This is a genomic window from Nocardioides pocheonensis (genome assembly GCF_003725535.1).
GTDB lineage: Bacteria > Actinomycetota > Actinomycetes > Propionibacteriales > Nocardioidaceae > Marmoricola > Marmoricola pocheonensis.
In genome coordinates this window covers 391,626-405,649 of sequence record NZ_RJSF01000019.1, presented here as the reverse complement: position 1 = coordinate 405,649, position 14,024 = coordinate 391,626, and the positions used below count along the sequence as shown (strand labels likewise).

Genomic DNA, 14,024 nt, shown 5'->3' with positions numbered 1-14,024 from the left:
CAGGAAATCGACGCAGTAGGTCATCTCTGCCGCTGGTGGCAGGATCGCACGCAGCGAAGAATTACTGCCATGACCGAGATCCTGACCGCGTTCCTCGTCCTCCTGGCCCTCGTCGCCGGGCTCGTCGCGCTGGTGCTGTTCGCGAGCCGCGACGCGTTCGCCGGACCCGGGATCGGCCACCAGCACCTCGACGAGCTGGGGCCGCTCGGCTTCCGCCGCCGCCCGGCCTGAGCGTCGACCCAGCCGCACCAAGCACGACGGGCCCGGACCTCCGTGTGGAGGTCCGGGCCCGTCCCGGTCGATCGGAGCTCAGGAGCCGCCCTTCGGCAGGCTCAGGAACCGCCCTTCGGCAGGCTCAGGAACCGCCCCCGGTGAGCTTCTCGCGCAGTGCCTGCAGCGCCTCGTCGGAGGCGAGCGAGCCGCCCACCTCGGTGTCGTCGGCAGCGGTGTCCCCGGAGGAGTACGACGTCGCCTCGCCGGCCTCGACCTCGGCCTGCTTGGCCTCGGCCTGCTGCTTGACGTGGGCCTCCCAGCGGGCGTGGGCCTTGGCGTACTGCTCCTCCCAGGCCTTGCGCTGCTCGTCGTAGCCCTCGAGCCACTCCCCCGTGTCGGGGTCGAAGCCCTCGGGGTAGATGTAGTTGCCCTGCTCGTCGTACGTGGCCGTCATGCCGTACAGCGTCGGGTCGAACTCCTCGACCTCGCTGGCCGTGGCGGTCTCGTTGGCCTGCTTCAGCGACAGCGAGATCCGGCGACGCTCGAGGTCGATGTCGATGATCTTGACCATGACGTCGTCGTTGACCTGGACGACCTGCTCCGGGATCTCGACGTGACGCTCGGCGAGCTCGGAGATGTGCACCAGGCCCTCGATGCCCTCCTCGACGCGGACGAACGAGCCGAACGGCACCAGCTTGGTGACCTTGCCCGGGACGATCTGGCCGATCTGGTGGGTCCGGGCGAAGTGCTGCCACGGGTCTTCCTGGGTCGCCTTGAGCGACAGCGACACGCGCTCGCGCTCCATGTCGACGTCGAGCACCTCCACGGTGACCTCGTCACCGACGGTGACGACCTCGCTCGGGTGGTCGATGTGCTTCCAGGACAGCTCCGAGACGTGCACCAGGCCGTCGACGCCGCCGAGGTCCACGAACGCACCGAAGTTGACGATCGAGGAGACGACGCCCTTGCGGATCTGGCCCTTCTGCAGCTGGGTCAGGAAGCCGTGGCGCACCTCGGACTGGGTCTGCTCGAGCCACGCACGACGCGAGAGCACGACGTTGTTGCGGTTCTTGTCCAGCTCGATGATCTTCGCCTCGAGCTCCTTGCCGACGTACGGCTGGAGGTCGCGCACGCGGCGCATCTCGACCAGCGACGCGGGCAGGAAGCCACGCAGGCCGATGTCGAGGATCAGGCCGCCCTTGACCACCTCGATGACGGTGCCGGTGACGACGCCGTCCTCCTCCTTGACCTGCTCGATCGTGCCCCAGGCGCGTTCGTACTGTGCGCGCTTCTTGGAGAGGATCAGCCGGCCTTCCTTGTCCTCCTTCTGGAGAACCAGGGCCTCGACCTTGTCACCGACCTCGACGACCTCGTTGGGGTCGACGTCGTGCTTGATGGAGAGCTCGCGGGAGGGGATGACGCCCTCGGTCTTGTAACCGATGTCGAGCAGGACCTCGTCACGGTCGACCTTGACGATGGTGCCTTCGACGATGTCGCCGTCGTTGAAGTACTTGATGGTCTCGTCGATGGCGGCGAGGAAGTCCTCCTCCGACCCGATGTCGTTGATCGCGACCTGGGGGGCGTCGGAGAGAGTGGGGGTGATGGTCATAAGGGAATGGATCCTCGAGGTGGACAGGTGTCGTGCGGGCGCGCGTCGAAGCCGGTTTCACCATCACAGGCCCAACCTTGAAGGCCACGGGTGGGACAGCGAGCGAGAGACTGCTCCGTCTGAGACTCAGGCAGACTTCTGGCGCACCTGACAGGGTACGGCGTGCGGGCGGTCCCCGTCCAACCGGCCGGTGCCAGACTGAGCGCGTGCAGGACGCTCCCCGGGACCACCTACCGCAGACGGTCCGCGCCGAGCGGCGACCGGTCGACGAGCACGACTCGCTGAGGGCGAACCGCGCCGACTGGGACCGCTACGCCGACGAGTACCAGGCCACCCACGGCGCGTTCCTCGGCGACGCCGGCTTTCTCTGGGGTCCCGAGGGCGTGCGCGAGGACGACCTCCATGCGCTCGGCGAGGTCGACGGGCGGCGCGTGCTCGAGCTGGGGTGCGGCGCCGGGCAGTGCTCGCGCTGGGTGCTCGGCCAGGGCGGACTGCCGGTGGGGCTCGACGTCTCGATGCGCCAGCTGCAGCACAGCCGCCGGATCGACCTGGAGCTCGGGACCGCCGTGCCCACGGTCTGCGCGGGCGCCGCGGCCCTCCCCTTCGCCGACGACGTCTTCGACGTCGTCTTCTCGGCGTTCGGCGCCCTGCAGTTCATCGCCGACGCCGACGCGCTCGTGCTCGAGATCGCCAGGGTGACCCGGCCCGGCGGCCGGCTCGCGTTCTCGGTCACGCACCCGACCCGGTGGATGTTCCCCGACGACCCCGGCGAAGGCGGCCTGGTCGCGAGCCAGTCGTACTGGGACCGCACCCCGTACGTCGAGGTGGACGACGAGACCGGGGAGACGTCGTACGTCGAGCACCACCGCACCCTGGGCGACTGGGTGCGCGCGCTCGCCGCCGCCGGCTACCGACTGGTCGACCTCGTCGAGCCCGAGTGGCCCGCTGACCACGACCGGGTCTGGGGCGGGTGGAGCCGGGTGCGGGGGCTGCTGACGCCCGGCACCGCGCTGTACGTCGCCGACCTGGCCTGAGGCCCAGGGGCGGCCGGAACGAGCCGTGGCCGGCCCGGTCCCAGGACCAGGCCGGCCACGACGTCTGTGTCCGCGCGAGGATGCCTCAGGTGGTGGCTTCCTCGAACTCGTGCGAGTGCTCGCCGGACGCGTGCTCGCGCCGACGGGCCAGCGTCAGCCCCAGGAACAGCAGCAGCACGCCGAGGACCAGGCTGACCAGCGGGACGGTGGACCGCACCAGGTGCAGCATGCGTCCCTCGGAGCCGTACTTGTCGGCGTTGTGCTTGACCGTGTTGGCGTCGTACTGGGTGTCCACCTTGGTCAGGGTGAGCCGGGGCTGGCCGTCGTAGTTCAGCGTGTCCAGCACCTTCTCGGAGCGCTTGAGGATCACGCCGGTGTTCGGCTCGACCCAGAGCTTGCGGGCGACCGAGTACATCTCGTCGGCCGTGACGTTCTCGGTGCCGTCGAGGCCGAGGAGGTTCAACGGGACCTCCTGCGTGCCGACCTTGGTCGGCGGGGTGGTGTTCTCGAAGGTGTAGACGTCCACGCCCTCGACCGTGCCGGTGCCCGTGTACTTGATCGGGGTGGCGGACTTGAGGGTGCTGTCCCAGAAGGGGTAGGTCTTCTTGTCCGTCGGGATCGGGAAGATCGCGACCAGGCCCTGGTGCTTGATCGGCGTCTCGACACCCTCGGTGTTGGAGAGGAACTCGCCGCAGCAGTTCACGGCCGCACCGGTGCGCTGGTTGAACGCCATCCGCTCGACGTCCCGGGAGCGCATCACCCCGTCGGAGGACTTCGTCGAGGTGGAGTTCACGTAGACCACGGTGCCGTTGCCGGCCTTGTCCGCCGCCTTGGTGTCACCGATGGTGCGCACCTTGGTGGTGAGGTCGGTGGTGATCTCCTTGAACGTGTTGATGTCGAAGATCGTGGCGCCCGGACCGACCAGGGTCGTCACGCTCTTCTGCGCGGCGGGTGCGACCGCGACGCGGGGGTACGCGTACCAGCGCACCATCGGCGCCAGCACGATCAGGAACGCGCCGAGCGCGATCAGGACAACACTAGTTTTGCGCACGACGGCGCTCCCTCCCACTTGGTGCGGCGCAGGCTCCCATCCCGCGATCGCGTCTGCAGAGTAACGCAGGTGACGGTCCCTACGGGCGGGTTCCGGCCAGCCTGTCCCGAAATGTGACCAGCCAGTAGCGGACTGAGGCAAGCCTTGGTTCAGGCCTCAGGGCGACGGCTTCACCGCTCGCGCTTGCGCACCACGATCCAGAGGTTCCAGGTCAGCAGTTCGCGCAGGAACGGCACCCGCAGCAGCACGCTCGTCCAGCCCGGGAGGTAGCGCGGTCGGAGGTCCAGCACCTCGAGGTCGGGACGACGGCGCAACCACCGCAGGCCGTCGCGCACGGACGCGGCGTACATCGACCGCCCGTACAGGTTCTTCGGTGGCTTGCCGTGCTTGCGCTCGTAGCGGCGGGCGGCCCGGTGCCCGCCGAGGAGGTGCCAGGGCGAGGTCTCGTGACCGCCCCACGGGCCGAGCCAGATCGTGTAGGAGAGGACGGCGATCCCTCCGGGGCGCACGACCCGCACGATCTGGTCGGCGACCGCGCCCAGGTCGGGGACGTGCTCGAGCAGGTTGGAGGAGAACGCGACGTCGACCACTCCGTCGGCGAGCGGTGACTGCTCCGCCAGGCCGACCACCGAGCCCGGCGTACGCCGGCCGTGGAGCCTGATCTCGTCGAGGTCGGCGTCCACGAGGACCGTGCGGGCACCGGCGGACCGGAACGCCTCGGAGTAGAAGCCGGGCCCTCCGCCGAAGTCGGCGACGGTGAGGCCGCTCAGGTCGACGTGGGCCGAGACCAGGTCGACGGCGTCGTCGGCGATCAGCCGGTAGAACCCGTCGGGGTCGGTCTGCTCGGTGAGGAAGGAGCGGAACAACCGCACGGAGCGGGCTAGACCGAGGCCTCGCCCGGACGGGCGGTCCCGCCGCGAATCGACCGTCCGGACCATCTCGAAATGCTAGCCTTGTCCGAATTCGGTTTCGCACCGGGGAGGGAGAACCACAGTGCGAGGCTCAGGGAGGGACGTTCGGCATGCCCGTGCTCAGAAGCACGTGGTGGTGCTGATCTGGAGGGACCCGTGGCACCCCGAGGGAGGGGGCTCGGAGCTCTACGTGCAGCAGGTCTCGCAGCGCATGCGCGACGCCGGGCGGCAGGTGACCTGGCTGACTGCGCGCTACCCGGGCGCAGCCGGTGACGAGGTCGTGGACGGCATCCGCTACATCCGGCGCGGAGGTCACCTGACCATCTACCTGTGGGCCGCCTGGCTCCTCGTGTCCGGTCGGCTCGGCCGGATGACCGGGGGCATCGACAGCGTGCTCGAGGTGCAGAACGGCATGCCGTTCCTGGCCTCGTGGCTGACCCGGCACCGGGTCGTGGTCCTCGTCCACCACGTGCACCGCGAGCAGTGGTCGGTGGTCGGGCCCGTGCTCGCGAAGATCGGGTGGTTCCTCGAGTCGCGGGTCGCCGTCCTGGCCAACCGCGGCCACCGCTACCTCGCCGTCTCCGACGTGACCCGACGCGAGCTCTCCGAGCTCGGCGTCCGCGCCGGCGACATCGAGCTCGCCCACAACGGCCTGCCGCCGGTGCCCGACTACACACCGGGTCGCCGCTCGGACGACCCGACGATCGCGGTCCTCAGCCGGCTCGTGCCGCACAAGCAGATCGACCACGTGATCCGGGCCCTTCCGGCGCTGGCCGAGGAGTTCCCGCGCGTCCGCCTGCGCGTCATGGGCGACGGCTGGTGGGCCGACGAGCTGCACCGGCTCACCGCCGACCTCGGCCTGGGCCACCGGGTCACCTTCCTCGGCCACGTGACCGATCGGGAGAAGTTCGAGGAGCTCAACCGGGCCTGGGTGCACGTCCTGCCCTCGATCAAGGAGGGCTGGGGCCTCTCGATCGTGGAGGCCGGCCGAGCCGGGACGCCGTCGGTCGCCTACGCGTCGGCCGGAGGCGTGGCCGAAGCCATCCTCGACGGCGTGACCGGGCTGCTCGCCGCCGACGAGGCCGACCTGACCGCGCGGATCGCGCAGCTGCTGCGCGACCCGCTGCTGCGTGAGGAGCTCGGCAACAAGGCGTGCATCCGCTCCGGGGAGTTCACCTGGGACGCGGCCGCGAGCACCGCGATGGCCGCTCTCGACGGCTGACCACCCGAACGACGGCAGGGACGACGAGCAGAAGAACGACGGCGGCCCCGGGGAGAACCCCGGGGCCGCCGTCGTACGTCGCGTCGGTCAGTCGGCGTAGTGCGGCGCGCTGACGTTGTTGACGTTCGCCGTGGTCTCGTTGGGCTGGGTGGCGTCCTGGGCCACCTGCGTCGCGCCGGCGGTCAGCACCGCCGCCGCCACCGCGCCGGCAACCGCAGCGGTGGCGACCACACCTGTGGTCACGGCGGCCCCACCCGCACTCGCTGCCGCACCCGCGCCAAAGCCGAAGATCGAAGACATGGATTCCCTCACCTGTAGTCGACGACTAGATCGTCGTTGATACTGCTCCCGCTTGCATCGTAGCCGATCCGCCGCCCGGTTTACGCCGAATGGCGATCACCGTCGAGGCGATCGCGCCCGCCGCCGTGAGCGCGTCTGCGGCGACGATCGTGGTCGCGTGCGGCGCGCGGGTCGGGACGGCGCGGCCGCCGACGTCGACCAGCAGGAGCTCCGGTCCGGCGTGCAGCGTCGCACCGTCCGGGACGGGCACGTCGGCGGCGCCTGCTGCCGTGCGCTCCACGAGCAGGTAGCGCACACCGGCGCCGGCGAGCGCGGGACCGAGCGGCCGGTGCTCGCGCAGCGCACGACCGATGGCCGCCTCCGAGCTGTCCGCGCCCCGGACCGTGACCGCGTCGCTGATCGACAGGTCCTCGTCGACGACGACCTGCCCGGGGAAGAACCGCAGCGCAGGGTCGAGGGCGGCGCGACCGTCGTTCCAGGGCAGACGCTGGTAGGCCGACCACGGCAGGACGGCGGTGCGCCGTTCCGCGGCCGGCTGCGACTCGATCACCTGCCGGACGGTCTCCCACTCCTGCGGGTACGTCACCGGGTCGAGGCGACCGGCGAGCCCCCAGCCCAGGCCCGGGAGCAGGACGAGCGGGAGCAGGGCGACCGCACCCACGCCGGCCGCCGGAAGGCCTGCCCGCCGCAGCCGGCGCGCTGCACCGTCCAGGAGCAGCGCGAACCCCAGGGCGGAGGCGAGGGCCACCGGCTGCAGCCACTTCTGCGAGTCGCGCCAGATGCCGGCCGCCGGCACCGACTCCACCAGCGAGGAGACCAGCCGCTCCCCCGCTCCGGTGGCCGGCACCACCGCCAGCAGGAACGCGAGCCCCGCGAGCAGCAGCAGTCGGCGCGCTGCGACGGGCTCACCGTCGCCGCCGGGCCGGGAGCCCGCGGCGAGCCTGACCAGCGCGGCGACTGCCACGAGCAGTGCCACCAGGACGAGCAGGCCGGTCCCCCGCTCCGAGGGCACGACCGCCGTCTTCCAGATGCCACCGAGGGTGAGCAGAGAGCCCCACACCCCGAACGGCGTGTCCACACGGGCCGCGAAGGCAGCGACGCCCGATGCGTCTCCCGGCGGCGCCTGGTTGAGGGCCCCGGGGACCAGCCACGGCAGGTTGACGACGAGCACGGATCCCAGCACCAGTGCGCCGCTCCACGGGCGGCGCCGACCGGCAGCCACCACGACGGCGGCCAGGCCGGCGACGAGGCCACCGGTCGGGCTCCCGGCCGCCGCGACGAGCAGCAGCAGGAAGAGCCGCGCGTGCGCCGAGGCGCCGCCCCGGCGTACGTCGAGCGCGGCACCGACGACCCAGGGCAGCGCGGCGTACCCGACGAGGAGGCCCCAGTGACCGATCGCCAGCCGCTCGTAGACGTAGGGGTTCCAGACGTAGAGCACCGCACCGCCCAGACGCGCCGGTGTCGCAACGTCGGGGATGCGGCTCGTCAGCCGGAGCACTCCGGCGCCGGCTGCCACCAGGGTGGCGAGCAGGACGACCTTCTGCAGCAGGTCGCCCGGAACCACCTGGCCGAGAACGGAGACGACGGCGTCCGCCGGCACCGCCCGTGGCACCGACCCGTCGAGCCCCAGCCAGGCAGGCTTCCAGGGCTGGTGCGGCACGAAGCTCATGTCGCCGACGAGCACGTAACCGCGGTGGAGCAGGACCGGGCCGAGCACCAGCACCGGGACGACGAGGGTCGCCGCGGTCAGGCCCAGACGGGCACCCGCGCCGGACCGGCTCACGACGATCCCGGGACGGGGAAGCCGACGGTCACGTCGGTCACGCAGACCGTGCCCGGGGAGTCGTAGGACAGGTCCACCGAGTCCAGGGACCCTCGCACCACGAGGTCGACCCGCTGCAGCCGCGGGCGCACCGGCACGCGGAAGAAGCGGCCGCCGGCAGAGATGTCGAGAAAGCCGCCCCGGGCGGAGTAGTAGCCGATCCTCATGACCAGGCCCGGACCCGCCTTGGGCGAGGAGATCGGCGCGGTGAGCGGGACGCGTGCCCACCCTCCGCTGACGTGGTAGCCACAGTCCGGATCCGCGGTGGGCCGGGCTGAGACCTGGCCGACGAGCCCGACCGGATGCAAGCGCCCCCGACCGTCGGCGATGCGCAGGTCGTAGCTCGGCAGGTCGAAGACGGGGTCTTCAGGTGCGATGCCGACGACGTTCGACAGCCGCGCGTCCCGACCGAACCAGTAGATCATCACCCCGTCCGGGACCTGGCCGTCGTAGAGCACGGTCCGGGGGTCGATGCGCAGCCCGGACCGGATCCCCTCGACGTAGCGCCGATCCTCGGAGTTGAACTGGTGCGGAGCCATGAACGTCGTCGAGACCGCCGCCGACCCGAGGTAGAGAGCGGTGACGACCAGCGCCGGCACCGCGGTCCTGCGACCGGCTCGCTCGCGTGCCGAGGACCGCTGCACGACACCGCGGACCACGATCGCCAGCCCGATGACGACCGCCGGGACCGCGTCGGCCGCATACCGGGGGATCATCCCGTAGCTGGGTCCGCTCCCGGCGCGACCGCCGAAGAGCAGGACCACGTCGACCAGGGCATAGGTGAGGATCAGGGACCAGCCGCAGACCGACGTGAACCCGCCGCGCCGTACCGTCCAGACCACCGCAGCCACGAGGGCGACCAGGCAGGCCCCGACGGCCCACCAGCTCGGCACCACCAGCGAGTCGCCACTGATCCGCCGCGTCCACGACCCTCCGAGGATGCCGGTCAACAGGTTGCGGCCGAGGAAGTTCCCGACGAGCTGCGCCGCGTCGCCCGGAGTGTCGACGGGAGTGGTCGTGATCGGCGCGAGCGCACGATGGACCACGAGGTAGGCGATCCCGAGGACCGCGTAGCTGGCCCACACCAGGAGGTGGTCCCGGGCGGCGACGACGACGCGCCGCCACCATGGCCCGACCGGGGTGTGTGCCACGGCGATCCAGACCAGGACCACCGGGACCAGGAGACCGCGTTCCTGGAACAGCAGTGCGGCCACCGTCGCGCCGACGCTCACCGGCCATCCCCAGCGGGCGCCGTCCTGCAGGCGACAGAGGAACGCGTAGACCGCCAGAGCCAGGAAGAAGGCCACCGGGAGGAACTGGATCGCCACCGCCCACCACTGGGTCGGCCAGAGAGTGATCGGGCAGAACAGGAACACGGCGTAGAGCGGGACGGCGCTCCAGCGCGCGGCGACGAGACGTCGGACCGGCAGCCACACCATGACCGCGGTGGCCGTCTGGAGCACCATGACCACGACGACGCTCACGGTCCAGTTGAGCGGCGCGACGGTGCCTTGGGCCCATGCGATGAGGAAGCCTCCCGGGAAGAGGTGGCCCGAGTAGTCCTCGAAGAGCATGTGTCCGGACAGACCCTGATGGCTCAGCGTGAGCATGAGGAAGTCGTCCTGGGTGAAGTACCCGTTCGCCAGGAGCGCCCCGCGTACGACGGCCTGTGCCGCGAGCAGTGCGAGAGCGACGAGACCGACGTGGTCTCGCCAGGGCCCGGACCAGGTCCGCAGGACGCGGACGCCGACGGTCGGCGAGTCCGGCGTCGGCGCGGGCTCGACCGTCAGGTCGCTCACCGCCCTGTCTCCTGCTCCGGAGCCACCAGCCAGGCCGCGGCGAAGAGGCCCACGCCCACCGCGGCGACCAGATCCGTCCACAGCGGCGGGAGCCCGGGACCGGACAGAGCCGCCGTGATGCCTGCGGCCGACCCGGCGAGGGCGACGGCGGGGCCGGCGAGCCGACCAGGAGGTACGAGGTAGCGGCCGCTGAGCAGCCCCAGCGCGACTCCGAGCAGGACGCCCGGGCCTCCGAAGAGGTAGCCGCCTGCCACGAGTGCCGCGCCCGCGCCGCGGCGGACGGACCGTCGCCGGCGTCCGGCGGCGCCGATCCCCATCGGCACTCCCTGGCTCGCGCGGCGGCGTCCGAGCAGGAGTGCGACGAGCGCCGCACCGACCAGAACCACGGCAAGCCCCCCGCCGGCGAAGAGGCCCAGGCGATAGGTCGAGTCAGGAGCGAAGTGGAGGCGCACCGTGCCGCCGGCGCCGGCGGGCAGGCGGAAGCCTTGCTGCCAGCCGTCGACCGTCATCGGGGTGAGCGCCTTCCCGTCGAGGCTCGCCTGCCAGCCCGCGTTCCGGTTCTCGGGGATCCGGAGGACCGACGCCGACCCGGCGGCCACGGAGACCGTGCGGTCGTGGGTCGTCCAGTCCCGGATGACCACCTGCCGGTCCGGCTCCGCGCTCGAGGACGACGCCTGGTCGTTGCTCACGGGTGTCAGCGTGAGTGCGGTGGGCTGGAACTGGGCCGTGGAGAGGAAGCGAACGGTGTGCGCGCCCGAGCCCAGGTCGAGCGGGCCTCCGGAGCAACCGGCGATCTCGAGCGGGCCGCCGTCGATGACGGCTCCGACCGTGCCGCTGACCGACGTGCGGTGGACGACACCGTCGACGACGACCTCCGGCCCCAGACCGCAGATCGCGCCGGTCGCGGTCCCCGGCGAGAGGTCGTACCGCTCGTCCTCGAGGCCGGCGATCTTCAGCTCCGCGACGCCCAGGACATGGTCCACGTCACCCGAGGCCGGCCGGTCGAACGTGATGCGCAGTCGCCGCGCCGTGAAGGGCGGGAAGAAGCCGAGCCCCGCGGAGCCGAAGCGCACCCGACGCTCGACCGAACCGGACGTGAGGACCGCCGAGGTCGGGGTGATCGACGTGCCTCCTGCACCGACGACCTGCAGGCGCGACAGCGTCACCGGCTTCTTCCAGCTCAACCGGAGTGTCGGGTGCTCGTCGGACGAGTCCGCGAGCCAGGACGTGCCCAGGTTCCCGTCGTACGCGAGCTGGCCGGCCACACCCGGTTCGTCGAGGTACATCGACGACGCGCGGACCCGCACCTGGCCGAAGAGTGGATGCAGCAGGCGCACGGCCGCGCGCGTCGGGAGCGCCACCACGGAGCCGTCGATCCGCCAGGTGCCCGATCCGTGGACGGTGATCCGCCGCAGGATCCCGCCTTCCTCCTCGCTCGTGCGCCCCTGGCCCCGGAGGCACGAGGGTCCGACCGGCGTCTCGACGCATGCGCGCCGGTGTGGGCGGGCGCGCATGACGAACGTCGTGTGGGCGTCGGCTCCTGCGTCGGGTACGTCGAGCACGCGGGGAAACGTCGTGCCCGGGACCCGGATCTCGCGGATCGCGACCGGCAGCTGGCCGGGCACGGCCCTGGTCACCGTCACCCGGATGGTGCTGACCGGCGAGCCGTCGAGGACGGCGTGGACGAGCCCGGAGGTCGGGTCGACCGAGTAGCTCCGGCTCTGGCGCCCGGCCTCGACCCGGATCCGGCGCACGGGCGTGCCGCTGATCCCGTCGACGCCGGCGGTGATCTCCAGCTGGTCGACCGGCGTCGCACGGCTCAGCCGCACCTGGACCCACTGGCCGATCGGGTCGGTCAGGGGTGCGGACTGCCAGAACGTGTCGTCACGGCCGTCCACCGCGGCGTACGGGCCGTGCTCCGGATCGCTTGCTCCCAGGGTGTCCACGTACCCGGACGAGGTCGAAGCCGTCACGGACTCGAGCCCGGAGTAGCGCGCCGAGACCCGATCCACGCCCGGCACGCCGGGATAGTCGTTGGCCGAGCGGGTGATCCGGTAGTGCTCCTGCGACGCCATGATCTGGCTCACCGAGTCGTGGACCCGGCCGAACTGGCGCTCACGACGTCGGTACCCGTCACCCACCACGTCCGGCGCCGACCCGTGACGGTAGGCGTCGGTCGGCTGGATCAGCACGGGCTCGTCGGCTCCGACCGCACCGGCTTCGAGAGCGGTGAGAACGTCCTCGGGCCCGCCGACCAGGGTGCGTACGTCGGCCAGCGGCTGGGCCTCGACCCGGTCGACGGCGCGGTCCACCCGGAACACGTCGATCGCGGCCTGGTCGAGCAACCCGGAGTTTCCGAAACCAGCAACCCGGGTGAAACCCGGGCTGCGCCCCAGCGCCTTGTCCACCCGTGCGGGCGTCGGTGCTCCGCTCGCAGACACGTCGAGGTCGCGGCGCACCAGGACGTAGCCGATGCCGGCGCGGGCGAGCACGTCCGCCAGGGCCGGGGAGCCGAGGCCGTCGTCGTCCCGTTCCTCGATCGAGTCGAGGAACCGGATGGTCGCACCCGGGGTGAGCGGGACCTGGCTGCGCGTGATCCACGGGCTGCGCGCCAGGCCCTGCATCGGCTCGTCGATCGTCCAGCCCCACTGCTGCTGTCCGAAGCCGGACCCGGGGAGGATCAGCGTCGCGCGGCCGTCGGCGTGGGCGGCGAGGAACGCTGCGGCCTGCGGCCAGTAGCTCGGCACCGAGGACCACCCGGGCTTGCGCAGCGTCCCGGCGAAGAGCGGTTGTGCCGCCACGACCACGACGACCGCGGCTGCCACGACCGACACGAGGGGAAGGACCCGCCATCTCCGCGCCTCGCGACGCCGGGAAGCCATCAGCCCGACCGCATGTCCCAGGCCGAGGGCCAGGGGCAGCCGGACCAGGGGGTCGACCTTGTGCACGTTGCGGAGCATCGACAGGGAGTTGTCGAGGAGGTACTGGACCACGGGCTGGATCGGCGAGGCCAGCGTGCCGGCGCGCGCGATGGTCAGGCAGGTCAGGCCGATGAGGGCGCTCGCGATCAGCGGACCCCGCAGGGGCATGTCCTTGCGCGCCAGCCCCGAGAACCCGAGCGCGGCGACGACTGCGGTGGCGATCATCAGCGTCGGCGAGGTCGAGAGGTCGTAGGACCCCGGCCACCAGGGCTGGTCGCCGACGTAGATGTAGGAGAGCCAGTGATCGGCCCCACGGGTCACGTTGGTCCAGCCGAGTGGACGGACCGTCGCCGTGGAGGTCTCGATGTAGTCCAGGAACGGCGGGCTGTACCTGCCGAGCACGAGCAACGGCAACATCCACCAAGCGCTGGCGGCTGCGGCCGAGGCCAGCCACCATCCGGCGAGCCGTCGGCCGCCCGGTCGACGAAGGGTGGAGAGCACCACCAGCAAGGGCAGCGGGTAGACCGCGAGGTTCTCGACGGCATTCACGCCACCCATGAGGAGCAGCGCACAACCGGACAGCAGTGCGGCGGTGCGGACCCCGAGTCGTCCGCGCTGGGCGGACACGAGCGGAACCACGACCCACGGAAGCACAGCGGTCGGCAGCACCTCGGCGCTGAGCACGCCGGACAGTCCGAGCAGGCGGGGGGCGGTCGCGTAGCCCACGCCGGCGAGGAGCGAGACCCACGGCGGGGCGTACGGCGAGAGTGCCCGGAACAGCCGCCGTGTTCCTTCGAACGCGACGATCAGCACGAGACCCGACCACAACCGTTGCACCACCCAGTCGGCCAGGCCGGCCTGCTGGCCCAGGAGGGCGAGGAGGCCTTGGGGGAACAGGTACCCGTAGGCCTGGTTCTGCAGCTCCCCGAAGGACGACTGCTGGTTCCACAGGTGCAGGCTGCGTGCCATGAACGCACCTGGGTCGGCGGTCAGGTCGAACTTGGTGTCGAAGGTCGTCTGGCCGGGCCGCTGGGTGAACGAGAAGAGCATCAACGTGATCCACACGCCGGCCACGGAGCCGCGTGGAAGCCGACCGACGGCCGCTGAACGCTCGGCCATCGGACTCCCCTCGCGGACGTGGT

General features: G+C 71.5%; 10 protein-coding genes. 3 read left to right on the top strand and 7 right to left on the bottom strand.

What is annotated here, in order from left to right; genetic code table 11:
* Positions 1-69: 69 nt before the first annotated feature.
* Positions 70-231: a hypothetical protein gene (locus tag EFL26_RS24140; protein ID WP_183408084.1), complete on the top strand. Its 162-nt coding sequence runs from the start codon at positions 70-72 to the stop codon at positions 229-231.
* Between the two features lie 124 nt (positions 232-355).
* Here EFL26_RS24140 and rpsA read toward each other — a convergent pair whose 3' ends face one another.
* Positions 356-1,822, bottom strand: a complete 1,467-nt coding sequence (gene rpsA, locus EFL26_RS07740; protein ID WP_123222290.1) for a 30S ribosomal protein S1 — start codon at positions 1,820-1,822, stop codon at positions 356-358.
* A 206-nt stretch (positions 1,823-2,028) separates the two neighbouring features.
* On the opposite strand from rpsA, the gene EFL26_RS07735 reads away from it, so the two are divergent.
* Positions 2,029-2,856 (top strand): class I SAM-dependent methyltransferase, encoded by an 828-nt coding sequence (locus EFL26_RS07735; protein ID WP_123222289.1) that lies wholly within the window; start codon positions 2,029-2,031, stop codon positions 2,854-2,856.
* Positions 2,857-2,941: 85 nt separating this feature from the next.
* On the opposite strand, the gene pgfA is transcribed toward EFL26_RS07735, so the two are convergent.
* Both pgfA and EFL26_RS07725 read right to left on the bottom strand, forming a co-directional pair.
* Positions 2,942-3,907: a cell envelope lipid trafficking protein PgfA gene (gene pgfA / locus EFL26_RS07730; RefSeq protein ID WP_183408083.1), complete on the bottom strand. Its 966-nt coding sequence runs from the start codon at positions 3,905-3,907 to the stop codon at positions 2,942-2,944.
* Positions 3,908-4,077: 170 nt separating this feature from the next.
* Positions 4,078-4,845: a class I SAM-dependent methyltransferase gene (locus EFL26_RS07725; RefSeq protein ID WP_123222287.1), complete on the bottom strand. Its 768-nt coding sequence runs from the start codon at positions 4,843-4,845 to the stop codon at positions 4,078-4,080.
* A gap of 106 nt (positions 4,846-4,951) precedes the next feature.
* Between EFL26_RS07725 and EFL26_RS07720 the strand changes: the two genes are divergently transcribed.
* On the top strand, positions 4,952-6,040 hold the full coding sequence (locus EFL26_RS07720) for a glycosyltransferase family 4 protein (protein ID WP_148046661.1): 1,089 nt from the start codon (positions 4,952-4,954) through the stop codon (positions 6,038-6,040).
* Between the two features lie 87 nt (positions 6,041-6,127).
* On the opposite strand, the gene EFL26_RS23860 is transcribed toward EFL26_RS07720, so the two are convergent.
* The 4 genes from EFL26_RS23860 to EFL26_RS07705 are packed head-to-tail and all read right to left on the bottom strand — an operon-like array spanning position 6,128 to position 14,001.
* On the bottom strand, positions 6,128-6,340 hold the full coding sequence (locus tag EFL26_RS23860) for a hypothetical protein (protein ID WP_148046660.1): 213 nt from the start codon (positions 6,338-6,340) through the stop codon (positions 6,128-6,130).
* A 25-nt stretch (positions 6,341-6,365) separates the two neighbouring features.
* Positions 6,366-8,123: an MmpA family trehalose lipid delivery protein gene (locus tag EFL26_RS07715; protein WP_123222285.1), complete on the bottom strand. Its 1,758-nt coding sequence runs from the start codon at positions 8,121-8,123 to the stop codon at positions 6,366-6,368.
* A complete protein-coding gene (locus EFL26_RS07710; protein ID WP_123222284.1) occupies positions 8,120-9,961 on the bottom strand; it encodes a hypothetical protein in 1,842 nt (613 codons plus the stop codon). The genes EFL26_RS07715 and EFL26_RS07710 overlap by 4 nt, the downstream gene beginning before the upstream one ends.
* Positions 9,958-14,001 (bottom strand): alpha-(1->3)-arabinofuranosyltransferase domain-containing protein, encoded by a 4,044-nt coding sequence (locus tag EFL26_RS07705; protein WP_183408082.1) that lies wholly within the window; start codon positions 13,999-14,001, stop codon positions 9,958-9,960. The genes EFL26_RS07710 and EFL26_RS07705 overlap by 4 nt, the downstream gene beginning before the upstream one ends.
* Positions 14,002-14,024 lie beyond the last annotated feature (23 nt).

Bases quoted from the DNA above. Each gene is read 5' to 3' on its own strand.
- EFL26_RS24140 (WP_183408084.1), top strand. From the start codon at position 70: ATGACCGAGATCCTGACCGCGTTCCTCGTCCTCCTGGCCCTCGTCGCC.
- rpsA (WP_123222290.1), bottom strand. From the start codon at position 1,822: ATGACCATCACCCCCACTCTCTCCGACGCCCCCCAGGTCGCGATCAAC.
- EFL26_RS07725 (WP_123222287.1), bottom strand. From the start codon at position 4,845: ATGGTCCGGACGGTCGATTCGCGGCGGGACCGCCCGTCCGGGCGAGGC.
- EFL26_RS23860 (WP_148046660.1), bottom strand. From the start codon at position 6,340: ATGTCTTCGATCTTCGGCTTTGGCGCGGGTGCGGCAGCGAGTGCGGGT.
- EFL26_RS07705 (WP_183408082.1), bottom strand. From the start codon at position 14,001: ATGGCCGAGCGTTCAGCGGCCGTCGGTCGGCTTCCACGCGGCTCCGTG.